Source organism: Planotetraspora phitsanulokensis (assembly GCF_016863295.1).
GTDB lineage: Bacteria > Actinomycetota > Actinomycetes > Streptosporangiales > Streptosporangiaceae > Planotetraspora > Planotetraspora phitsanulokensis.
In genome coordinates this window covers 230586-252164 of record NZ_BOOP01000009.1, presented here as the reverse complement: position 1 = coordinate 252164, position 21579 = coordinate 230586, and the positions used below count along the sequence as shown (strand labels likewise).

The following is a 21579-nucleotide window of genomic DNA, read 5'->3' as shown; positions in this document are numbered from 1 at the left end:
CATGGCGCTGATCGACCACCTCGACGGAGACTATCTGCGGCAGGCGCTGGAGAACGACGTGCGCACCGGGCTGACCTCCTCGCCCAAGTGGCTGCCCCCGAAGTGGTTCTACGACGCGACCGGCAGCGATCTGTTCTCGCGGATCACCCGGCTCGACGAGTACTACCCGACCCGCAGGGAGCTCGAGATCCTGCGCCGGCACGCGGCCGACGTGGCCGCGCGCAGCGGGGCGGACACGCTGGTCGAGCTCGGGTCGGGCACCAGCGAGAAGACCGTCCTGCTGCTCGACGCGTTGTCCGCCTCGGGCACGTTGCGGACCTACATGCCCGTGGACGTCGACGCGGTCACCCTGGAGGCCGCCGCCGAGCGGCTCGCGATCCGATACCCCCGCCTCGCCGTACGGCCGGTCCGGGCCGACTTCGAGCACCACCTCTCCCTCCTGCCGAGGGCGGGACGGCGGATGGTCGCCTTCCTCGGCGGGACGATCGGCAACCTCCCTCCGGCGGCCCGCGAGGTGTTCCTCAAGGAGCTGCGCGCCACCCTCACGCCGGGCGACACCCTGCTGCTCGGCACCGACCTGGTGAAGGACGTCCGGCGGCTGGTCGCGGCCTACGACGACGGCCGGGGGGTGACGGCCGCGTTCAACCGCAACGTGCTCCATGTCATCAACCGGGAGCTGGACGGCGACTTCGAGCCGGACGCGTTCGAACACGTCGCCTGTTACGACGAGGACAACGCCTGGATCGAGATGCGGCTCAGGGCGACCCGGGCCATGTCCGTACGGCTGGGCCGCCTGGGGCTGTCCCTCGCCTTCGAACCCGGCGAGGAGATGCGCACCGAGATCAGCGCCAAGTTCCGCGAGGAGGGCGTGCGGCGTGAACTGACCGCCGCGGGGTTCGACGTCGTGCGTTTCTACACCGACCCCGCGGGCGACTTCGCCCTCACACTGGCCGGTCGCTGACGGCCGGCTCGTGGTCAGCGCGCCAGCAGGCGGCGCAGCCAGTCGACCCGGGCGGCACGGGCCGCCTGGGAGATCGCCGCCTGGGGCACCAGCATGTCGAACCCGTGGAATCCGCCCGGCCACACGTGCAGCTCCGCCTGGCCGCCCGCCTGCCAGATGCGGGTGGCATACGCGACGTCCTCGTCCCGGAACGTCTCGGCGGAACCCACGTCGATGAAGGCGGGCGGCAACCCGGACAGGTCCTCCGCGCGGGCGGGGGCCGCGTAGGGGGAGACGTCGGGGCCGCCTCGCCGTTCCCCCAGCAACGCCGTCCATCCGGTGTCGTTCGACGTCCTGTCCCAAATGCCCAGACCGGCCATCTGCCGGCTCGACACGGTGTCGTTGCGGTCGTCGAGCATCGGTGAGGCCAGCAGCTGCCCGGCCGGCACCGGGCCGCCGCGGTCGCGGGCCAGCAGCACGACGGCCGCGGACAGGCCGCCTCCCGCGCTTTCACCGCCGACGACGATCCGGTCCCGGTCGACGCCGATCTCCTCCGCGTGCTCCGCCGTCCAGACCAGGCCGGCGTAGCAGTCCTCCACCGGGGCCGGATGCGGGTGCTGGGGTGCCAGGCGGTACTCCACCGACACCACGGCGAGCCGCAACTCCTGCGCCATCTCCAGGACGAGCTCGATCCCGGTCCGGTTGTCTCCCATGATCATTCCGCCGCCGTGGATGTGGTAGACGGCGGGGATCGGGCCCGAGACCCCGGTGGGCCGGCAGATGAGCAGAGAGATGCCGGGCGCGCCCTCCGGCCCCGGCACGGTGCGCTCCTCGATCTCGAAGGCGCCCCCGCGGCGGAGGGCGTCGTCCGACGGGCGCATCAGGGCGGCGCCGCTCTGCAGGGCGGGGATCATCTCCGGCAGCAGAGCGGAGGGGACTCCGTCCGCCATGGTCGCAAGGGCGACGGCCAGCTCGGGGTCGAACGGGGGAGGACTCAGGCGGTCGTCGTGCGGCGGGGAGGACGGGACGGTCATCGAACCTCCTGGTGCGTCGATCTCAGCGTGGTCGATCCGTGTGGTCGATCCGTGTGGGATCCATGCTGCACCGCGGCCGGAGTCCGCGACAGCGCCGGGCGGGGGACGGTGCGCGTCAGCCTGCCTGGGCGGCGATGATCTCGTCGCAGAACCGTGCGCAGCCGTCGCAGACGCGGACTCCTCCACCGGTCACGAGTGCCGTGACCTCCGTGGCGGACCCGGTTCAGCCGGCTTCGAGCACGTGCTTCAACCGGGTGAGGTCGGCCTGCACGAGGCCGGCGTCGCGGGCGAAGTCCTCGTCGCTCATGCCGGGAAGGCGGCGCACGGTGAACACCACCTCGCAGCCGTCCCCGTCGGGGAGGACCCGCATCGGGTTGTGGACGACCTCGCCCGAGGGCAGCGTGACGTCGTGGTCGAGGACGCCGTAGACGTTGCGCTCCGCGAAGGCGACGCCGACACGGCCCCCGGCGGTCTCCACGAACCACCGCCCGCCGACGTTCTCCACCGAACTGCCGAGCCCCGGCGCCCACTCCGGGAGGTTCGCCGGGTTCGACGCGTACTCGTAGACGTCGTCCGCGTGCCTGTCGATCTGCTCACTGATGTGCCGGGATTGCGAAGCCATGCCCGCCATCATGCCGAAGACGGCCGACATGCCGTCGTTCGAGGAGACCGAAGGTCAGGGCACCGGTTGCGGCGGGGTCAGGAACTTCGACCGCTCGGGGTGCTCGCTCGGCAGGATCCGCGCGCCCGGAGTCCTGTCGCTCCTCAGCCGGTTCATCGAGATCGCGAGAGACGTTCCGTACACCATGTGGCCCAGCGCCAGCAGGGCCTGGCGCCCGGGGGAGTCGCGGGAGGCCGGCGGATACGTGCCCAGCCGGGGCATCATGTGCTGAAAACTGGCATACCAGACCGCGAGGCCGTACGCCGCGCCGACCGGGAGCGGGACGCGCTGCCCGCGGAACAGCAGGCCGAGCGCGGCTCCCGCGGTGCTGCCGTACGCGAAGTGGCCGATCGTCGCGAGCGCCCCCTCGCCCGGCTTGGGACGGTGCCTGCTGCCGGGAAGGACGACGCGCATGACCCTCTTGGGCGGGGGATGGCCCAGCAGGCCGGCCCGTTCCCCCGCCATCAGGATGGCGCTGTAAACGGCGGTCGCGAGGGCACCGCCGACTGCGCCGTTCACCATGTTGCGCGTCATGATGGGGCCTATTCCCCCGGCCCGCGGGCGCGTTCCTCCACAACCGGCCCGCTTCGGGTAAACACCTCACCTGGCATCACCTGTGAACTCGCCCGGCCGAATCGGCCTTGATCGCTTCCATACCCGGCACACGGTTTGCGAGGAGGCGGCGCAGGGGCACGGACCAGCCATGACACCGCTCGCCGTCCTGGCAGGCCCGGCGAGCCCGGCCGATCTGGTGGCGGCGCGAACCCAGATGGCGCTCTCGCTCGGGTGGCACATCGTCTTCGCGTGCCTCGGCGTGGGCATGCCGGCGCTGCTGCTGTTCACCGAATGGCGGGCCCATCGGACCGGCGACGCGGAGTACATGCGTCTCGCCCGGCGATGGGCCACGGCCGTGGGAGTGCTCTTCGCGGTGGGGGCGGTCTCCGGCACCATCCTGAGCTTCGAGATGGGCCTGTTGTGGCCGGGCCTGATGGGCGTCTACGGCGAGGTGATCGGCCTGCCGTTCGCGATGGAGGGCATCGCGTTCTTCATCGAGGCGATCTTCCTCGGCGTCTACCTCTACGCCTGGGACCGGCTCTCGCCCCGGGCGCACCTGCTCAGCGGGGTTCCCGTGATGGTCGCGGGAGTGGCGTCGGCCGTGTTCGTCGTGGCCGCCAACGCGTGGATGAACCAGCCGCGTGGTTTCGACCTCGAGAACGGCCGGGTCACCGGGGTCGCCCCCTGGGCGGCGGTGTTCAACCCGGCGATGCCCCCGCAGGTCCTGCACATGGTCATCGCGGCCTTCATGGTGTCGGGATTCGTCACCGCCGGGGTCTACGCGGTGGCGCTGCTGCGGGGCCGCCGTGACCGCTACCACCGGCTCGGCTTCCTGGTCCCGTTCACGGTGGCGGCGGCGCTCTCGCCGGTCCAGGTCCTCGCGGGCGACTACGCCGCGCGGTTCCTCGCGGACTACCAGCCCACCAAGCTCGCCGCCGCCGAGGCGGTGTTCCCCACCGGCCCGAACGCGCCGCTGCATCTCGGCGGGCTGGTGATCGACGGCCGGCTCCGGTACGCGCTCGAGATCCCCAGCGGGCTGTCGATGCTCGTGGGCTTCAGCCCCGGGACGGTCGTCCAGGGGCTGGACCGGGTCGCGCCCGCCGACCGGCCGCCGATCAGTCCCGTCCACCTGGCGTTCGACACGATGGTGGGCATCGGGATGCTGCTGCTGCTCCTGTCCGCCTGGCTGGCTCTGAGCTGGTGGCGGCGGCGGGACCTGCCCGCCTCGCCGTGGTTCCTGCGGATCGCCTCCGTCGCGGGAGTGCTCGCCGTGATCGCGGTCGAGATGGGCTGGGTCGTGACCGAGGTGGGCCGGCAGCCGTGGATCGTGTACGGCACGATGCGGACCTTCGAGGCGGTGAACCCCGCTCCCGGCCTGTGGGTGGGCTTCGCCGTGGTCGCCGTCGTCTACGCGTTCCTCACCGTCGCCGTCGTCTACGTCCTGCGCCACGTGGCCCGCACCGGGCACGTCGCCCCGCAGGAAACGGAGCCCTGATGGACTCGGCGCAGATCCTCCTGGCCGTCATGTGGGTGGGGCTCACCGTCTACGCGCTGCTGGGCGGCGCCGACTTCGGCGGCGGCGTCTGGGACCTGCTCGCCGGGCGCAGCCGGTCCGGCATGCCGCAGCGGCGGCTCATCGAGCACTCGATCGGGCCGGTGTGGGAGGCCAACCACGTCTGGCTGATCTTCGTTCTCGTGGTGTTGTGGACCGGCTTCCCGCTCGCCTTCGCCTCGGTCATGTCCACGCTCTACATCCCGCTCACGCTGGCCGCTCTCGGGATCATCGCGAGGGGCGCCGCCTTCGCCTTCCGCAAGGCCAGCACGGAGTTGTGGCAGCAACGCCTGTTCGGCGGGGCCTTCGCCCTGTCGTCCGTGCTGACTCCGTTCTTCCTCGGAACCGTCGCCGGGGGAATCGCGTCCGCCCGGGTCCCGCCGGGACTCGCGGCCGGTGACGTGGTGGGGAGTTGGCTCAACCCGACCTCGCTGCTGGGGGGCGTGCTCGCGGTCCTGGTCTGCGCCTACCTCGCGGCGATCTACCTGTGCGACGACGCCGCGCGCTCCAGGACGCCGGAACTGGCGGAGGGCTTTCGCCGGCGGGCCCTCGTGGCCGCCGCCGTGACCGGCGCCGTCGCGCTCGGCGGCATCGCGGTTCTCCACTGGGACGCGCCCCGCCTGTTCTCCGGCCTCACTCACCGGGCGCTGCCCCTGGTCGTGCTCAGCGCCGTGCTCGGGATCGCGTCGATCGTCCTGCTCTGGCTGCGGCGTCACCTGCTCGTACGGGCGGCGGCCGTGCTCGCCGTCGCGGCCGTCATGTGGGGCTGGCCGGTGGCCCAGTATCCGGCGATGTTGCCGCCTGCCCTCACCTACCGGGAGGCCGCCGCCGCTCCGGTGGTGACCACGACCGTTCTCGTGGTGGCCGGGGTGGGGGCGCTGCTCGTGCTGCCGTCCCTCGTCTGGCTGTTCCTCCTCCAGCGCCGCATGCCGTACGACGCCGACGCGTCGCACTGAAGCGGTCTGCTAGACGGCGCGCGAGGCGCCCTCGACGATCGCCTTCAGCCGGTTCCCGTGCGCCCCCTGCCAGTAGACGTGACCGCAGTCGAGGCAGCGGGCGAACGCGTCGTAGCTGCGCCTGGTCCCCGGCGGCAGGACGTGTTCGACGTCGGCCTTGGCGACCGGCGACAGGAGGCCGTTGCACGCCGTGCACCGGGTCCAGGGGGCGAGCGGCGGCGCGAACCGATCGAGCGTGTCATGGAACTGATCGTCCGGGCGCGCGCCGCGGACGTAGGCGCCGAGCCACAGGACCCGGCGGCGAAGCAGCCCGCGATCCTTGGTGAGCAGCACCCTCGACTCGGCGTTCGCCTGTGCGATCAACGCGTCGTCGCCGAGGTCGTTGCGGTAGGCGACGTCGACGCCGACGAGGCGCAGCCGTCTGGCGAGAGTGCCGAGATGGACGTCGAGGACGAACCGGGGAGCCGGGATCCGCTGTGGCCGCGGCACCCCCAGCACGTGGATGACGTCGGCCGGGCCCGGACGGTACGACGGCGTGACCGGCCGCCCCCCGGCGAGCAGCGAGCCGACCTCCGGGAGCGGGATGCCCGCCGACTCGACCACGTGCCCGAGCGACGATGTGCCGTCGTAGGGGAGACGGAGGACGGCGCCTCGCCGTCGGGGCGGGAGGAACAGCCACAGTTCCGCCGCGACGCGCAGGTCGAGTTCCCCGCTGACCATGCCTCCATCATGCCGGGACGCTCAGGACGGGTGCCCGGCCGAGGTGCGAGCGCCGATGACGCGTAGGAGATCTCCTACGGTTGACACGTAGGAGATCTCCTACCTATTGTGGCCTCATGACGGGAAGCGAGCACGTGACGGCGGATGTCTTCGCCGCTCTCGCCAGTCCGGTGCGGCGCGAGCTGACGGCGCTGTTGCTGAGCGGGCCGCGGTCGGTGAACGACCTCGCCTCGCACTTCGAGATGAGCCGTCCGAGCGTCTCCGAGCACCTCCGGGTGCTGCGCGACGCCGGGCTGGTCAGCGAGGAGCGCAGCGGACGGCGCCGGCTCTACCGGCTGGAGGCGGAGCCGCTGATGGAGGTCTCGCGGTGGCTCTCGCCGTACGAGCGGTTCTGGCGGGACAGGCTCGCCGGGCTGCGTGAACTGTTGAATGAGGATGGAGACGACCATGAGCACTGACCGGGCGTCGATCGAGGTCGACGAGTTCCTGCCGCACCCGCCGGCCAAGGTGTGGCGTGCCCTGACCGATTCCGCTCTGCAGGAGCGCTGGCTGATGTCGGGTGACATGAAACCCGTGGCAGGGCACCGCTTCACCTTCGCCACCCGGCCGATCCCGCAGGTCGAGTTCGACGGGGTGATCTCGTGCGAGGTGCTCGACGTCGAAGAGGAACGCCTGCTGCGCATCAGCTGGAGAGGCGGATCGCTGGACACCACGGTCACCTGGAGGCTGGTCGCCGAGGGACAGGGCACCCGGTTGTTCGTCGAACACGCGGGCTTCGACCTCGACGACCCGAATCAGGCCTTCGCGTTCAAGAACATGGGCAGCGGCTGGCGCTCCACGGTGATGCAGTCGCTCCTCAAGACGCTCAGCGCGGTGTGACCCCCAGGTATTCGCCGGCCGCGTCCATGAGCCAGTCGGCGAGGTAACCCGCGAACGACGACCGCACGAACACGCGGAACGCGTCGCCGTCCCTCGCGGCGAGCACGACCTGCGCGCGGGCGAGCATCGTCTGCGCGCAGCGTCCCGGGCCGAACACCCGGGGGTGCAGGTCGAGCGCGCAGCCGTGCGCGAGCAGGTCGCGGGACCGAGGGCCCTCCACCGCGACGACCGTGCGCTGGGCCGACACGTCGGTGATCCCCGCGTGCGCCGTCCCCGCCGCCGCCCGGATCGTCCCCTCGAGGTCGCGGCCGCGCTCCCCGACCACCAGCCACTCGTCGGGTCCCAGCCAGAGCAGGTCGGCGTCCGCGCTCGCGCAGGTGCCGGGCTCGGTCGGCAGGGGCGCGCCCAGGGCGAGCCCGATGTCGGCGGCGGCCCGGCTCTTGGGGTCCACCCTCAGGTTGATCTGCGTGAGAAAGGGGATCTCGGCGATCCGCAGGTCGCCGCTCGACACCGGCGTGAACCGGGCCAGCGGGCTCAGTCGCTCAGCCATCGCGGCGGGCTCCCTCGGGGTCGTAGAGGATGTGGGACGTGACGGTGACCGGGACCTGCTCGTCGCCGAGCGGGACGTAGAGCACCTCGCCCATCCGGTCGCGGCCACCGCTGACCAGGGCGAGCGCGAAGGTGCTGTCCAGCACCGCGCTGCGGTAGCTCGACGTCACGTGGCCGAGGGTCGGGACCGGCGGCTCGGGCAGCGTGCTCGTCTCCACGAGGTGGGCGCCCTCGGGGAGCAGCCGGCCGGCGTCCGCGGGGAGCAGGCCGACCAGGTGCTTGCGATCCGGCCGGCTCGTGTCGGCCCTGGCGAACGACCGCTTCCCGATGAAGTCGGGCTTCTTCTTCGACACCACCCAGTCCATGCCGAGGTCGGCCGGGGTGACCGTGCCGTCGGTGTCCTGGCCGACGATCGGGTAGCCCTTCTCCGCGCGCAGCACGTGCATGGTCTCGGTGCCGTACGGCGTGACCACCCCCGTGCCCATGACCGCCTCCCACAGGGCGAGGCCGTCCCACGCGTTGACGTTGATCTCGTAGGCGAGCTCGCCGGAGAAGCTGATCCGGCAGACCCGCGCGGCCAGCCCGGCCACCTCGGTGTCCCGCCAGGTCATGAAGGGGAAGCTCGCCGCGTCGACGGCCAGGCCGGGGGCCAGGCCGGCCAGCACGTCACGGGAGCCGGGACCCGCGAGGGCCACGGTCGCCCAGTGCTCGGTGACCGACGTGCAGTAGACCCGCAGCTGCGGCCATTCGGTCTGGAGCCACTCCTCCATCCAGTCGAGCACGGCCGCCGCGTTGCCCGTGGTCGTCGTCACCAGGAACCGGTCGTCGGCCAGGCGGATGACGGTGCCGTCGTCGAAGACCATCCCGTCGGGCCTGCACATGACGCCGTAGCGGATCGCGCCCACCTTGAGGGTGCTCATCATGTTCGTGTAGATCCGGTCGAGGAACTCCGCCGCGTCCGGGCCCTGCACGTCGATCTTGCCGAGGGTGGAGGCGTCCATCGCGCCCACGGCCGTCCGTACGGCATGGCACTCGCGCAGGACGGCGGCCTCCATGTCCTCGCCCGCCCGCGGGTAGTACCAGGGACGCTTCCACTGGCCGACGTTCTCGAACGGCGCGCCGTAGACCACGTGCCATTCGTGCAGCGACGTGGTCCGCACCGGGTCGTGCAGCGCGCCCCTGTCCCGCCCGGCGAGCGTGGCGAAGCCGACCGGCACGTACGGCGCGCGGAACGTGGTGGTGCCGAGATCGGCGAGCGGCAGGCCGAGAGCATGCCCGACGACCGCACTGGTGAGGACGCCCGACAACTTGCCCTGGTCGTGCGCCGTGCCCGCCGTGGTGTAGCGCTTGACGTGCTCGACCGAGCGCAGCCCCGCTCCGGTCGCCTTCATGACGTCGGCGACGGTGACGTCGCGCTGGAGGTCCACGAAGTGCGTGCCGTAGTCCGCGGAGGGCACGAGCCACAGGTGCCCGGCCGGCGCGGCCGGCTCCTCGGCGGGGGTCCCGGGGGTCTCGAAGACGCTCTCCACGCGGAACCCGGCGGCCTCGGCGGCCCGCGCTCCGGCGGCGGCGCCGTCCTCCAGGCACCCGGCCAGGGTGAACACCCCACGGGCGGCGCCCGCGACCTCGACGGCCTGCCGTACGGACCCGGGCACGAACGAGCCGATCCCGTCGTCGTGGCGGAGCTCGCCGCCCGCCTGGCTGAACAGGTGGACCAGAGGGTTCCAGCCGCCCGAGACGAGCAGCAGGTCGGCCTCGATCTCCCGGTCGTCCCGGTCCTCTCGGTCCGAGGCCGAGACGGTGACGGACGTGACGCCCTCTTCACCGCCGACCGCGGTGACCACGTGGCCGGCGAGGACCTCCGCGCCGTCCGGCGCGGGGCCGGCGGTCTCCCGGGTGTCGACGATCGCGGCGATCTCCACCCCTGCCGCCGCGAGGTCCCGGGCGGCGGCGTAGGCGCTGTCGTTCGTGGTGAACACGACCGCACGCTCGCCGGGAAGGACTCCGTGGCGGTTGACGTACGCGCGAGCCGAGGCCGCCAGCATGACGCCCGGCCGGTCGTTGCCGGCGAAGGCGATCGGCCGTTCGTGGGCTCCCGTGGCCAGCACGACCCGGCGGGCCCTGATGCGCCACACGCGCTCGCGCGAGTAGGCGTCGACTCCGCGCCGCTCGACGGCGACGAGGTGGTTGTCGTCGTAGTAGCCGAACACGCTGGTGCGGCTCAGCACCCGGACGTCGGGGCGGTCGTCGAGCGCCGCGAGCGTCGCGGCCGCCCATTCGGCTCCCGGCACGCCGCCGACCGTCTCGGCGGTGTCGGGCAGGCTGCCGCCCGCGATCGGCCGGTCGTCCGCGATGATCACGCGGGCGCCGGTCTCCGCCGCCGCCGTCGCCGCCGCGATACCGGCCGGGCCCGCGCCGACGACGAGGACGTCGCAGTGCGCGTAGACCGCGTCGTAGCGGCCCGTGTCGGGCTCCTCGCTCAGCCGTCCCCGGCCCCTCAGGCTCGTCGCGTCGAGCCCTTCGGCGAGGTCGAGCGTCGTGGCCTGCGCCATCGGCTCCACGCCGTACCGCACGAGGGCGTTGGGCTCCTCCGTCCAGGCGGCGTAGATCCCCCGCGGGCGGCCCAGGGCGGGGCTCGCGGCCACCGTGCGCACTCCGTTGGCGAGCAGGGCGGAGGCCAGCGTGTCGCCGCGGACCCCCTCGTAGTCCCGGCCGTCGAAGCGGAACCGGACCGGCTCCCCCTGCCACCCGGTCATCCGACGGGACGTCACGCGGTCACCTCGCGGGCCTCGATCTCGTTCGTGGCGGTGTTCCGCACGGCGTTGAACCAGCGGCGGCAGCCCGCCGTGTGGTTCCACCGCTCGGCGAACCGGCCCTTGGGGTTGTCACGGAAGAACAGGTAGCGGGCCCACTCCTCGTCGGAGAGCGCCGCGGGGTTCTCGGGGTAGGCGACGTGCGCCTGCCCGCCGTAGTGGAACTCCGCCTCGTCGCGCGGGCCGCACCACGGACAGGGGATCAGCAGCATGGGGGATCTCCTTCAGTGGGCCACGGCCGCCGCGCCGTGCTCGTCCACGAGCGCGCCGGTGGTGAACCGTTCGAGCGAGAAGGGGGCGTTGAGGGGATGCGGCTCGCCGTGGGCGATCGTGTGCGCGTAGCACCAGCCCACGCCGGGCGTCGCCTTGAAGCCGCCGGTTCCCCAGCCGCAGTTGACGAGCAGGCCGTCCACCGGCGTCGTGCCGACCACGGGAGAGGCGTCCGGGGTGACGTCGACGATCCCCGCCCAGGTGCGCAGGACGTGCGCCCGGGCGAAGATCGGGAAGAGCTCCAGCGCCGCCGACATCTGCCGTTCGATGATGTGGAACGCGCCGCGCTGGCGGTAGGAGTTGTACGGGTCGATGCCCGCGCCCATGACCAGCTCGCCCTTGTGGGCCTGGCTGACGTAGACGTGCACGGCGTTGGACATGACCACCGTCGGGTGCACGGGCTCCAGCAGTTCCGACACGAGCGCCTGGAGCGGATGGGTCTGCACCGGCAGCTCCACCCCGGCGGTCGCCGCGACGACGGAGGAGTGGCCCGCCGCGGACAGGGCGACCGTGCCCGCCGCGATCCTCCCCCTGGTCGTCTGGACGGCCTGGACCCGCCCGTCGGCCACCTCGACCCCGGTGACCTCGCAGTTCTCGATCAGGTGCACGCCCATCGCCGCGGCGGCCCGGGCGAAGCCCCAGGCCACGTAGTCGTGCTTGGCGATGCCCGCGCGCGGCTGGTAGGTCGCGCCCAGCACCGGGTAGCGCACGTCGGGGGAGACGTTGACGATCGGGCAGACCTCCTTGACCTCCTCAGGCGTCAGCCACTCCGCGTCGACGCCGTTGAGGCGGTTGGCGTGCACCCGCCGCACGCTGTCCCTGACGTCCTGCAGGCTGTGCGCGAGGTTGAGCACGCCGCGCTGGCTGAACAGGATCGGGTATCCGAGGTCGTCCTCGAGCCCCTCCCACAGCTTGAGGGCGTGCTCGTAGATCCCGGCGCTCTCGTCCCACAGGTAGTTGGACCTGATGATCGTGGTGTTGCGTGCCATGTTGCCGCCGGCCAGCCAGCCGCGCTCGAGCACCGCCACGTCGGTGATCCCGTGGTTCTTGGCCAGGTAGTAGGCCGTCGCCAGCCCGTGGCCGCCGCCGCCGACGATCACCACGTCGTACGAGCGTTTCGGCTCGGGGCTGCTCCACAACCAGTCGGGGTGCTCCGGGACGTCTCGGGTCACGATGCTTCTCCGGCGTAGAGCGGGTGCTTGGCGGCGAGGACCTCGACGCGTCCGCGCAGGTGGGCGATGGAGGCCTCGTCGCCATCGCCGATCAGGGCCGCCGCGATAACGTCCGAGACCTCCTGGAAGTCGGCGGTCTGGAAACCGCGCGTCGCCAGCGCGGGGGTGCCGATCCTGAGCCCGGAGGTGACCATCGGAGGCCGGGGATCGAACGGCACGGCGTTGCGGTTGACGGTGATCCCGGCCGCGTGCAGGCGGTCCTCCGCCTGCCTGCCATCCAGCTCGGACTCGCGCAGGTCGACCAGCACCAGATGGACGTCCGTGCCTCCGGACAGGACCCGCACGCCCGCCGCGGCGGCGTCCGGCTCGAGGAGGCGGGCGGCCAGGATGCGCGCCCCTTCGAGGGTGCGCCGCTGGCGGTCGGCGAACCAGTCGCTCGCCGCGATCTTGAAAGAGACGGCCTTGGCCGCGATGACGTGCTCGAGCGGGCCGCCCTGCTGGCCGGGGAACACCGCCGAGTTGATCTTCTTGGCCAGCTCCTCCGTGGACAGGATCACGCCGCCCCTCGGCCCGCCGAGGGTCTTGTGCGTGGTCGTCGTCACGACGTGGGCGTGCGGCACGGGGGAGGGGTGCAGCCCGGCGGCGACCAGGCCGGCGAAGTGGGCCATGTCGACCATGAGGTACGCCCCGACCTCGTCGGCGATCCGGCGGAAGGCCGCGAAGTCGAGGTGGCGGGGGTACGCCGACCAGCCCGCGATGATCAGCTTGGGCCGGTGCTCCCTGGCCAGCCGCTCCACCTCGTCCATGTCCACGAGGTTGTCGCTCTCCCGCACGTGGTAGGCGACCACGTTGTAGAGCCGGCCGGAGAAGTTGATCCGCATGCCGTGCGTCAGGTGGCCGCCGTGCGCGAGGTCGAGGCCCAGGATCGTGTCACCGGGCTGCAGCAGGGCGGCCATCACCGCCGCGTTCGCCTGAGCGCCCGAGTGCGGCTGCACGTTGGCGGCCTCCGCCCCGAACAGCGACTTCACCCGGTCGATCGCCAGCGTCTCGATGACGTCGACGTTCTCGCAGCCGCCGTAGTAGCGCCTGCCCGGATAGCCCTCGGCGTACTTGTTGGTCAGGACGGACCCCTGCGCCCGCATGACCGACACCGGGGCGAAGTTCTCCGAGGCGATCATCTCGAGCGTGGACTGCTGGCGGTGCAACTCGGCGCCGATCGCCGCCGCGACCTCGGGGTCGGCCTCGGCGAGCGGTGCGTCGACCAGCGACGGGGGTGGATTCACGGCAGCTCCTCCAGTGTTCATTCAGCCGCGGAGCCGTTCCATGGCGGGGTCGAACAGCGGCTCCTCGGCGACGACCGCGGCGATCCGCCGGTCGAAGTACCCGATGTGCACCACCTGGCCGGGGGTGGCCAGCTCGGCGGGGAGCCAGGCGTAGGCGATGCCCTTGCCGATCGTGTAGCCGTAGGCCGCGCTCGTGACGTAGCCCACGCAGCGGTCGCCGTCGTACACCGGCTCCTTGCCCATGACCACGGCCTCGGGGCCGTCGATCGTCAGGCAGGTCAGGCGCCGCCGTACGTCCTGGCGGCGTTCGAGCAGGGCCTCGCGGCCGATGAAGTCGCCCTTGTCGGCCTTGACGGCGAACGCCAGGCCGGCCTCGTAGGGGTCGTGCTCGTAGGTCATGTCCGTGCCGAACGACCGGTAGCCCTTCTCCAGCCGGAGGCTGTTGAAGGCGCCGCGGCCGCCCGCGACGATCCCGTGCTCCTGCCCGGCCTCCCACAGGGTGTCCCAGAGCTTGGCGCCCATGTCGGCGGTCGTGTAGAGCTCCCAGCCGAGCTCCCCGATGTAGGACAGCCGCAGGGCCGTGACGGGGACCGCCCCGACGTAGGCCTTCTTGCCGCGGAAGTAGCGGAAGCCGTCCTTGGAGAAGTCGCGTCCGGCGAGCGGGGCGACCACCTCGCGGACGCGGGGACCCCAGATGCCGATGCAGCAGGTGCCCGCCGTGATGTCGCGGATCACCACGGTGGGGTCGGCGTGCCGGTGGAACCAGTCCAGGTCGAGGTTGCCGTTGGCGCCCACCTGGTAGTGGTCGCGCCCCAGTCGCGCGATGGTGACGTCGCTGCGGATGCCGCCGTCCTCGTCGAGCAGCAGGCAGTACGTCACCGAGCCGACGGACTTGTCCACGTCGCCGGTCGACAGCCGCTGGAGGAAGGCCGTGGCTCCCGGTCCGCTGACCTCGATGCGCTTGAGCGCCGACATGTCGTACATGGCGACGGTCTCGCGGGAGGCCTGGGCCTCCGCGCCGACGATCGGCGACCAGTGGCGGGACGCCCAGTCGCCGGGGTGGGGGACGTCCCTTCCGTCGGCCAGGGCGGCGTTGGCGCCGTACCACTGCGGCCGCTCCCAGCCGGTCGCCTCGAGGAAGTACGCGCCGAGCTCTGTCTGGCGCGGGTGGAAGGGGCTGGTCCGCAGCGGCCGGAGGTTCGCCGGCGGCTCGAGCGGATGGATGATGTCGTAGACCTCGACGTAGTTCTGGCAGTCGCGGGCCAGGACGTAGTCGGGGGCGAGCTGGTGGGGCTCGAACCGGTTGACGTCGCACTCGTGCAGGTCGAACGACGAGCAGTGGCCGTCGGCCAGCCACTCGGCCATGGCCCTGCCGACGCCGGCCGAGTGCGTCACCCACACGGCCTCGGCCACCCAGAAGCCCTTGACGTCGGGGGACTCGCCGAGCAGCGGCATGTTGTCGGTCGTGAAGGAGAACAGCCCGTTGATGCCCTCCTCGACCTGGGCGTCGCGGGTGTCCGGCAGCAGCGACCGCGTCTCGTCCCAGGCGGGGGCGAAGTCGTCCTCGGTGAAGGTCAGCACCGAGGGCATGACCTCCGCCTCGTCGAAGGATAGGATCTCGTCGGAGGTGATCGGCAGGGGACGGTGGCCGTAGTAGCCGACGCCCAGCCGGTCGAACCGTTCGCGGTAGTAGAGGTCGGCGTCCTGGTGGCGCAGGATCGGGCGCACGGCCTCCTGCGTCGCGTCCAGTCCCTTGACCGGGCCCGTCCAGGCGAGCTGGTGGGCGAGCGGTGTGAGGGGGAGCGTCATGCCGGCCATGCGGGCCACCTTGGGCCCCCAGATGCCGGCGCAGCAGACCGCGATGTCGGCGGGGATCTCGCCCTGGTCGGTCAGGACGCCGGTCACCCGGCCGTCCTCGCTGAGAATGTCGAGGACCTCGTGCCGGTCGAGGACGCGGACGCCGCGCTCACGGGCCCGTTCGAGCTGGACCTCGACCGCGCGGACGGCCTTGGCCAGCCCGTCGGTGGGGACGAACAGCCCGCCGAGCACCCGGTCCTTCGACAGGAGCGAGTGGCGTTCCACGCACTCCTCGGGGGTGAGCAGGTGTGCGTCGAGGCCCCAGGCGGTGGCCCAGCCGTGGCGGCGATGGAGTTCGGTGAGGCGCTCGGGCGTGGTGGCGACCTCGAGCCCGCCCACCTGGAGGAAGCAGCCGAGCGCGCTCAGCTTCTCCACCGTGTAGCGGGCCATCTCGGTCATGGTCTTGGACGAGTTCGTCTGGAAGACCAGGCCGGGAGCGTGGGACGACGAGCCGCCCGTCGCGGGTACGGGGCCCTGGTCGACGACCGTGATCTCGGTCCATCCCTTGGCGGAGAGCTCTTCGGCGAGAGCGGCCCCGACGACTCCGGCTCCGATGATGACGACGCGCGGGCCAGCCATACACACCTCCGTCGTTGCGCATGTCGAAACATCATGCGCGTCCCGCAACAGAGTCCTATTCACCCCATATGCCTGTCAAGAACCACATCTGTGCGGGATCATGCACAGGTTCGGCGGCAGCCCCGATGACCCGCGCAACCCCCTGTGCGTGATCATGCAGTCATCGTGCGGCGCGTTCCCCGGCGTACTCGCTGTCACTGCGAGAACGCCGGAGAAGCAGGTGGTGAGGCTCGCGAGATGCGAAGGCGAGGCGCGTCCTAAGCCGAGGCCGAGGCGGCGTAGTTCTCCAGGAAATGCGCTTCGGCGAGAGCGAGCTTCTCCAGCTCGTCGGGCGAGACGCTCTCGTTGACCGCGTGAATGCGCGCCTCGGGTTCGTTGAGCCCGATCAGCAGGATCTCCGCCTTCGGGTACAGCCGGGCGAGGGTGTTGCACAACGGGATGCCGCCTCCATGTCCGGCGATCTGCAGCGCCTTGCCGTACGCCGAGAACATGGCCGCGGCCATGGCCTCGTACGCGGGGGAGGAGGTGTCGGCGCGGAACGCCCCGCCGTTGCCGCGCGGCGTGACGGTGACCCGGGCACCCCAGGGGGCGGCGGACTCGAGGTGGGCGGTCAGCGCCGCGGTGGCCTGCCCGACGCCGACTCCCGATGGGATCCGAAGGGCAAGCAGAGCTCGCGCGGTGGCGTGCAGGGTCGGCGAGCCTCCCACCACGGGCGGGCAGTCGATCCCCATCACGCCCACCGACGGGCGGGCCCAGAGCCTGTCGGCGACCGAGCCGGTGCCGACGAGCCCCACTCCGTCGAGGATCCCGGCGTCGTCGCGGAACAGCTCCTCCGGATATTGCATGCCCTCCCACGTGCCGTCGGCTCCCACGCCCTCGATCGCCGTCGCGCCGGTTCCGTCCCACAACGAGTCGAGCATCCGGATGAGCGCCGCGAGCGCGTCGGGCGCCACGCCGCCGAACTGGCCGGAGTGCAGGTCGCCCTTGAGGGTCTCGACCAGGACCTCCACCATCGTCATGCCGCGAAGCTGCGAGGTGACCGTCGGAGTCCCCGCGCGGAAGTTCCCCGCGTCGCCGACGAGGATGGCGTCGGCGGCGAGCAGCTCCGGGTGCGCCTCGGCGTAGCGTTCGAGCCCTCCGGTGCCCTGCTCCTCCGATCCCTCTACGACGATCTTCACGTTCACCGGTACGCCGCCGCAGTCGCGCAGGGCGCGCAGGGCGGTGAGATGCATGATCAGACCGCCCTTGCAGTCGGCGGCGCCGCGGCCGTACCACCGCCCGTCCCGTTCGGTCAGCTCGAAGGGCGGCGACACCCACGCGGACTCCTCCAGCGGAGGCTGCACGTCGTAGTGGGAGTACAGCAGGACGGTCGGCGACCCCGCGGGACCCGGCAGGAAGCCGTACACCGACTGGGTGCCGTCCGGCGTGTCGAGCAGGGCCACGTCACGGAAGCCGTCCCGGGTGAGGGCGTCGGCGATCCATCGGGCCGCGGCCGCGCACTCGTCCCCCAGGGACAGCCGCGGTTCGGCGATCGAACGGTGTGACACGAGTTCCGCGAGGTCGCCGCGGGCCTGGGGCATCAGCGCGGCGACCGTTTCGTGAAGGCGGGAAGCAGACATAGGCACCACCTTGGCCCATGTCCGGAGTCGATGACGCATGAGCCTGGTCCGGGCCGGCCTTTTGGAACGCGTGCTGATCACGAACGGCGTTTGCACAGGTTCGGCGGGCATGCCGCCGAACCTGTGCATGATCACGCGGAAGGGGGGGTGAACCAGTTCTGGGGGGTGGGGGAGATGTTCTGCCAGATGTGCTTGGGCTCGCGGTATTCGTTGAGGCCGGTCGGTCCGAGCTCCCGCCCGACGCCGGACTGCTTGAATCCGCCCCATTCCGCCTGCGGCACGTACGGGTGGTAGTCGTTGATCCACACGGTTCCGTGGCGCAGCCGCCGGGCCACCCGGGCGGCCTTGCCCGCGTCCTGGGTCCACACGGCGCCCGCCAGGCCGTAGTCGGTGTCGTTGCCCAGCCGGACCGCCTCGTCCTCGTCCCTGAACCGCTCGACCGTCAGGACCGGCCCGAACGACTCCTCCCGGACCACCCGCATCTCCCGGTGGCACTCGTCCAGCACGGTCGGCGGGTAGAAGTGGCCCTTCCCGGGCAGCCGCTCCCCTCCGCACCGCAGCACCGCGCCCTCGGCGATCCCGGCCGCGACGTACGCCTCGACTTTGGCCAGGTGGGCGGCGGAGATCAGCGGGCCCGTCTCCGCCTCGGGGTCGAACGGCCCGCCGAGACGGATGCGCGAGGCCCGCCGTACGACCTCGTCGACGAACGCGTCGTGCAGCGAGTCCTCGACGAGCAGGCGCGCGCCCGCCGAGCAGACCTGTCCCGAGTGGAGGAACACGGCGGTGAGCGCGAAGTCGACGGCCGCCTCGAAGTCGGCGTCGGCGAAGACGATGTTGGGGTTCTTGCCGCCGAGCTCGAGGGCGACCTTCTTCACCGTGGTGGCCGCGGAGGCCATGATGGTCCGCCCCGTGGCCAGCCCGCCGGTGAAGGACACCATGTCGACGTCCGGGTGGTCGGCCAGCGGCGCGCCCGCCGAGGCGCCCGCGCCGAGCACGAGGTTGGCCACGCCCGGAGGCAGCCCGGCCTCCTCCAGCAGCCGCATGAGCATGATCGCGGTGGACGGCGTGAGCTCGCTCGGCTTCAGGACGAAGGTGTTGCCCGTGACCAGTGCTGGGGCCACCTTCCACGAGGTCTGCAGCAGCGGGTAGTTCCACGGGGTGATGAGCCCGCACACGCCGACCGGCTCGTACACCACCTGGCTGATCGCGTCGTCACGGCCGGTGTCGATCACGCGCCCCGCGTCGGTCCCGGCGAGGCCGCCGAAGTAGCGGAAGCACTTCACCACGTCGTCGACGTCGTACTCGCTCTCCACCAGCCGCTTGCCGGTGTCGAGGGACTCGGCCGTGGCGATCTCCCTGCGGTCGCGCTCCAGGAGGTCGGCCACGCGGAGCAGCAGCGCCCCGCGCTCCCGCTCGGGCGTCCCCGGCCACGTTCCCTCGTCGAACGCGGCCCGCGCCGCGGCGATGGCCAGCTCGGTGTCGGCCCGGGTCGCCTCCGCGACCGTCGTCACGAGCCCGCCGTCGGCCGGCGACAGGATCTCGCGGCTTCCGCCCGCGACCGGCTCCCGCCAGGTCCCGTCGATGTAGAGGTCCTTCAACGCGCTCATTTCACCTTCTGGTGGCGGTAGAACTCGACCGGCTCGGCCGGCAGGGGTGTGTTGCCGAGGATCAGGTCGGCCGACTTCTCGGCCAGCATCATGACCGGGGCGTAGATGTTTCCGTTCGTCACGTACGGCATGGCCGAGGCGTCTACCACTCGCAGGCCCTCCAGGCCGTGCACCCGCATGGTCAGCGGGTCGACGACGGAGAGCTCGTCGACACCCATCCGCGCCGTGCACGAGGGGTGAAGGGCGGTCTCGCCGTCCCTGGCCACCCAGTCGAGGATCTCCTGGTCGGTCTCGACTGAGGGGCCGGGGGAGATCTCGCCGGCGTTGTAGGGGCCCATCGCGGGCTGGTTGAGGATGTCGCGGGCCACCCGCACGGCCTCGATCCACTCGCGCCGGTCCTGGTCGGTGGACAGGTAGTTGAACCGGAGCGCGGGGTGCTCTCGCGGGTCGGTGCTCTTGATCTTCACGGAGCCGCGGGCGTCGGAGTACATGGGCCCGATGTGCACCTGGTACCCGTGACCGCCCGCGGGAGAGCTGCCGTCGTAGCGGACGGCGACGGGCAGGAAGTGGAACATCAGGTTCGGGTAGTCGACGTCCTCGTTGCTCCGGGTGAAGCCGCCGGCCTCGAAGTGGTTGCTCGCCCCCGGGCCCTTGCGCAGGAACAGCCACTGCGCCCCGATCCACGGCCGGTTGCGCAGCTTCATCGCCGGCTGCAGCGAGACGGGCTGCTTGCAGCCGTACTGGATGTAGACCTCCAGGTGGTCCTGCAGGTGCTCCCCGACGCCCGGCAGGTCGTGGACGACGTCCACGCCGAGCGCCTTCAGTTCGGCGGCGTTGCCGACGCCGGACAGTTGGAGCAACTGGGGCGAGTTGATCGCGCCGCCGCAGAGGATCACCTCGCCGGCCCGGACGGTCTTGCCGTTGTACTCGACGCCGACCGCCCGCTTCCCCTCGAAGAGGATCTTCGTGACGAACGCCCTGGTCTTGATCTCCAGGTTGGGCCGGTTCTTCACCGGGTGGAGGTACGCGCGGGCGGCGGACAGGCGCCGTCCTCGCCTGAGGTTGCGGTCGAAGCGGGCGAAGCCCTCCTGCCGGTAGCCGTTCACGTCGTCGGTCAGCGGGTAGCCCGCCTCCTGGACGGCCTCGAAGAACGCCGAGAACAGCGGGTTGCGCACCGGCCCGCGCTCGAGCACCAGCGGGCCGTCGTGCCCGCGCATCGGGTCGTCGGGCTCGGCGGCGAGGCAGTTCTCCATGCGCTTGAAGTACGGCAGGCAGTGGGCGAAGTCCCAGGTCTCCATGCCGGGGTCGGCGGCCCAGCGCTCGTAGTCGAGCGGGTTGCCGCGCTGGAAGATCATCCCGTTGATGCTGCTGGAGCCGCCGAGCACCTTGCCCCTGGCGTGGTAGATCCGGCGGCCGTTCATGTGCGGCTCGGGCTCGGACTCGTACTTCCAGTCGTAGAAGCGGCTGCCGATGGGGAACGTCAGCGCCGCGGGCATGTGGATGAAGACGTCCCAGAGGTAGTCCGGTCTGCCGGCCTCGAGCACGAGCACCCGGTTCGACGGGTCGGCCGACAACCGGTTCGCTAAGGCGCTTCCGGCCGATCCGCCGCCGACTATGACGAAGTCGTACATGTCTGCCTCCCGGGCAGGATGATATTGGTCTGTGCAATGGGGTGCGTAATTCGCAACAGGCGGACTGTCGAGTCCAGCTCGCGCGCTACAGTCCGGCTATGGCCGAAGAATCTTCCAGTGCCCGAGCCGAGGGCGGCGGCGTCCAGTCCGTCGATCGCGCCATCAGCATCCTGGAGATCCTCTCCCGGCGGCGCGAGGCCGGCGTGAGCGAGATCGCCCTGGAGATCGACGTCCACAAGTCGACGGCGTTCCGCCTGCTCGGCGCGCTGGAGGCCAGGGGCCTCGTCGAGCAGGCCGAGGATCGGGGCAAGTACCGGCTCAGCTTCGGGATCGTCCGCCTCGCCGGAGGCGTCGCGGGCAGGCTCGACCTCACCCAGCAGAGCCGTCCGGTGTGCCGCCGTCTCGCCGACGAGATCGGCGAGACGGTGAACCTGGCCGTCGCCCGCTCCCACTACGCGGTCAACCTCGACCAGGTCCGCGGGCCGTCCGCTGTCACCGCGCACAACTGGGTCGGCCAGCTGACCCCGCTGCACGCCACGTCCAGCGGCAAGGTGCTGCTCGCCCACCTCGACGAACGGCAGCGCGACGAGCTGCTCGGCGCCGCGGGCCTCGAGAGGTACACCGACGGGACGATCACCTCGGTGGAGAGGCTGAAGGCGGAGCTCGCCGAGGCCAGGGAGCGCGGGTACGCGGTGACCGTGGAGGAGTACGAGATCGGGCTGAACGCCATCGCGGCGCCCATCCGCTCCCATGACGGCGAGGTCGTCGCCGCCGTCAGCGCCTCGGGCCCGGCCTACCGCTTCAGCGAGGAGCGGATGCACGAGCTCGCGCCGACTCTCATGGCCGGGGCGGACGACATCAGCCGCCGTATGGGGTACGGCGGCTGAGCCGTCCGGCGGGCG

At 71.6% G+C, this 21579-nt stretch carries 19 protein-coding genes; 6 read left to right on the top strand and 13 right to left on the bottom strand.

Features of this window, described 5'->3' with window-relative positions; translation table 11 throughout:
• Position 1: 1 nt before the first annotated feature.
• Positions 2 to 961: an L-histidine N(alpha)-methyltransferase gene (gene egtD, locus Pph01_RS13050; RefSeq protein WP_204073320.1), complete on the top strand. Its 960-nt coding sequence runs from the start codon at positions 2 to 4 to the stop codon at positions 959 to 961.
• Between the two features lie 14 nt (positions 962 to 975).
• Here the strand turns inward: egtD and Pph01_RS13045 are convergent, their stop codons facing one another.
• From Pph01_RS13045 to Pph01_RS13030, 3 genes are all read right to left on the bottom strand, one after another.
• The gene (locus Pph01_RS13045; protein WP_204073319.1) at positions 976 to 1974 is read right to left on the bottom strand and encodes an alpha/beta hydrolase; all 999 of its coding nucleotides are present in this window, start codon (positions 1972 to 1974) and stop codon (positions 976 to 978) included.
• A 223-nt stretch (positions 1975 to 2197) separates the two neighbouring features.
• A complete protein-coding gene (locus Pph01_RS13035) occupies positions 2198 to 2596 on the bottom strand; it encodes an SRPBCC family protein (RefSeq protein WP_204073318.1) in 399 nt (132 codons plus the stop codon).
• Positions 2597 to 2650: 54 nt separating this feature from the next.
• Positions 2651 to 3169 (bottom strand): DUF6789 family protein, encoded by a 519-nt coding sequence (locus Pph01_RS13030; RefSeq protein ID WP_204073317.1) that lies wholly within the window; start codon positions 3167 to 3169, stop codon positions 2651 to 2653.
• Between the two features lie 169 nt (positions 3170 to 3338).
• Between Pph01_RS13030 and Pph01_RS13025 the strand changes: the two genes are divergently transcribed.
• Both Pph01_RS13025 and Pph01_RS13020 read left to right on the top strand, forming a co-directional pair.
• Entirely contained in the window at positions 3339 to 4685 is a 1347-nt protein-coding gene (locus tag Pph01_RS13025) for a cytochrome ubiquinol oxidase subunit I (RefSeq protein WP_204073316.1), read from the top strand.
• Complete coding sequence (locus tag Pph01_RS13020) at positions 4685 to 5698, top strand: cytochrome d ubiquinol oxidase subunit II (protein ID WP_204073315.1); 1014 nt, start codon at positions 4685 to 4687, stop codon at positions 5696 to 5698. The genes Pph01_RS13025 and Pph01_RS13020 overlap by 1 nt, the downstream gene beginning before the upstream one ends.
• Before the next feature lie 9 nt (positions 5699 to 5707).
• On the opposite strand, the gene Pph01_RS13015 is transcribed toward Pph01_RS13020, so the two are convergent.
• A complete protein-coding gene (locus Pph01_RS13015; protein ID WP_204073314.1) occupies positions 5708 to 6418 on the bottom strand; it encodes a Mut7-C RNAse domain-containing protein in 711 nt (236 codons plus the stop codon).
• Positions 6419 to 6534: 116 nt separating this feature from the next.
• On the opposite strand from Pph01_RS13015, the gene Pph01_RS13010 reads away from it, so the two are divergent.
• Positions 6535 to 6876 (top strand): ArsR/SmtB family transcription factor, encoded by a 342-nt coding sequence (locus Pph01_RS13010; protein WP_239116650.1) that lies wholly within the window; start codon positions 6535 to 6537, stop codon positions 6874 to 6876.
• Positions 6866 to 7297 carry an SRPBCC family protein gene (locus Pph01_RS13005; protein WP_204073313.1) on the top strand — a complete coding sequence of 144 codons (432 nt, stop codon included), beginning with the start codon at positions 6866 to 6868 and terminating at the stop codon, positions 7295 to 7297. The genes Pph01_RS13010 and Pph01_RS13005 overlap by 11 nt, the downstream gene beginning before the upstream one ends.
• Here the strand turns inward: Pph01_RS13005 and Pph01_RS13000 are convergent.
• The 9 genes from Pph01_RS13000 to betA form a co-directional block, all read right to left on the bottom strand.
• A complete protein-coding gene (locus tag Pph01_RS13000; RefSeq protein ID WP_204073312.1) occupies positions 7284 to 7847 on the bottom strand; it encodes a sarcosine oxidase subunit gamma in 564 nt (187 codons plus the stop codon). The two genes, Pph01_RS13005 and Pph01_RS13000, sit on opposite strands and share 14 nt — an antisense overlap.
• On the bottom strand, positions 7840 to 10617 hold the full coding sequence (locus Pph01_RS12995) for a 2Fe-2S iron-sulfur cluster-binding protein (RefSeq protein WP_373315652.1): 2778 nt from the start codon (positions 10615 to 10617) through the stop codon (positions 7840 to 7842). Before Pph01_RS12995 ends, Pph01_RS13000 begins: the two co-directional genes overlap by 8 nt.
• On the bottom strand, positions 10614 to 10871 hold the full coding sequence (locus Pph01_RS12990) for a sarcosine oxidase subunit delta (RefSeq protein ID WP_204073311.1): 258 nt from the start codon (positions 10869 to 10871) through the stop codon (positions 10614 to 10616). The genes Pph01_RS12995 and Pph01_RS12990 overlap by 4 nt, the downstream gene beginning before the upstream one ends.
• A 12-nt stretch (positions 10872 to 10883) precedes the next feature.
• Positions 10884 to 12101 (bottom strand): sarcosine oxidase subunit beta family protein, encoded by a 1218-nt coding sequence (locus Pph01_RS12985; protein ID WP_239116649.1) that lies wholly within the window; start codon positions 12099 to 12101, stop codon positions 10884 to 10886.
• Positions 12098 to 13384, bottom strand: a complete 1287-nt coding sequence (gene glyA, locus Pph01_RS12980; protein ID WP_239116648.1) for a serine hydroxymethyltransferase — start codon at positions 13382 to 13384, stop codon at positions 12098 to 12100. Before glyA ends, Pph01_RS12985 begins: the two co-directional genes overlap by 4 nt.
• Positions 13385 to 13405: 21 nt before the next feature.
• On the bottom strand, positions 13406 to 15820 hold the full coding sequence (locus Pph01_RS12975) for a GcvT family protein (protein WP_204073309.1): 2415 nt from the start codon (positions 15818 to 15820) through the stop codon (positions 13406 to 13408).
• A 257-nt stretch (positions 15821 to 16077) separates the two neighbouring features.
• Complete coding sequence (locus tag Pph01_RS12970; RefSeq protein ID WP_204073308.1) at positions 16078 to 17439, bottom strand: dipeptidase; 1362 nt, start codon at positions 17437 to 17439, stop codon at positions 16078 to 16080.
• A 131-nt stretch (positions 17440 to 17570) separates the two neighbouring features.
• A complete protein-coding gene (locus Pph01_RS12965; protein ID WP_204073307.1) occupies positions 17571 to 19046 on the bottom strand; it encodes an aldehyde dehydrogenase family protein in 1476 nt (491 codons plus the stop codon).
• The gene (gene betA, locus Pph01_RS12960; protein WP_204073306.1) at positions 19043 to 20677 is read right to left on the bottom strand and encodes a choline dehydrogenase; all 1635 of its coding nucleotides are present in this window, start codon (positions 20675 to 20677) and stop codon (positions 19043 to 19045) included. Before betA ends, Pph01_RS12965 begins: the two co-directional genes overlap by 4 nt.
• Before the next feature lie 98 nt (positions 20678 to 20775).
• On the opposite strand from betA, the gene Pph01_RS12955 reads away from it, so the two are divergent.
• Positions 20776 to 21564 carry an IclR family transcriptional regulator gene (locus Pph01_RS12955; protein WP_204073305.1) on the top strand — a complete coding sequence of 263 codons (789 nt, stop codon included), beginning with the start codon at positions 20776 to 20778 and terminating at the stop codon, positions 21562 to 21564.
• Positions 21565 to 21579: the final 15 nt, after the last annotated feature.

Coding starts and splice junctions, on each gene's coding strand:
- Pph01_RS12975 (WP_204073309.1), bottom strand. CDS start 15,820: ATGGCTGGCCCGCGCGTCGTCATCATCGGAGCCGGAGTCGTCGGGGCC.
- Pph01_RS13020 (WP_204073315.1), top strand. CDS start 4,685: ATGGACTCGGCGCAGATCCTCCTGGCCGTCATGTGGGTGGGGCTCACC.
- Pph01_RS13005 (WP_204073313.1), top strand. CDS start 6,866: ATGAGCACTGACCGGGCGTCGATCGAGGTCGACGAGTTCCTGCCGCAC.
- egtD (WP_204073320.1), top strand. CDS start 2: ATGGCGCTGATCGACCACCTCGACGGAGACTATCTGCGGCAGGCGCTG.
- Pph01_RS13000 (WP_204073312.1), bottom strand. CDS start 7,847: ATGGCTGAGCGACTGAGCCCGCTGGCCCGGTTCACGCCGGTGTCGAGC.
- Pph01_RS12990 (WP_204073311.1), bottom strand. CDS start 10,871: ATGCTGCTGATCCCCTGTCCGTGGTGCGGCCCGCGCGACGAGGCGGAG.
- Pph01_RS13045 (WP_204073319.1), bottom strand. CDS start 1,974: ATGACCGTCCCGTCCTCCCCGCCGCACGACGACCGCCTGAGTCCTCCC.
- Pph01_RS13030 (WP_204073317.1), bottom strand. CDS start 3,169: ATGACGCGCAACATGGTGAACGGCGCAGTCGGCGGTGCCCTCGCGACC.
- Pph01_RS13015 (WP_204073314.1), bottom strand. CDS start 6,418: ATGGTCAGCGGGGAACTCGACCTGCGCGTCGCGGCGGAACTGTGGCTG.
- betA (WP_204073306.1), bottom strand. CDS start 20,677: ATGTACGACTTCGTCATAGTCGGCGGCGGATCGGCCGGAAGCGCCTTA.
- Pph01_RS13035 (WP_204073318.1), bottom strand. CDS start 2,596: ATGGCTTCGCAATCCCGGCACATCAGTGAGCAGATCGACAGGCACGCG.
- Pph01_RS13025 (WP_204073316.1), top strand. CDS start 3,339: ATGACACCGCTCGCCGTCCTGGCAGGCCCGGCGAGCCCGGCCGATCTG.
- Pph01_RS12970 (WP_204073308.1), bottom strand. CDS start 17,439: ATGTCTGCTTCCCGCCTTCACGAAACGGTCGCCGCGCTGATGCCCCAG.
- Pph01_RS12965 (WP_204073307.1), bottom strand. CDS start 19,046: ATGAGCGCGTTGAAGGACCTCTACATCGACGGGACCTGGCGGGAGCCG.
- Pph01_RS13010 (WP_239116650.1), top strand. CDS start 6,535: ATGACGGGAAGCGAGCACGTGACGGCGGATGTCTTCGCCGCTCTCGCC.
- Pph01_RS12955 (WP_204073305.1), top strand. CDS start 20,776: ATGGCCGAAGAATCTTCCAGTGCCCGAGCCGAGGGCGGCGGCGTCCAG.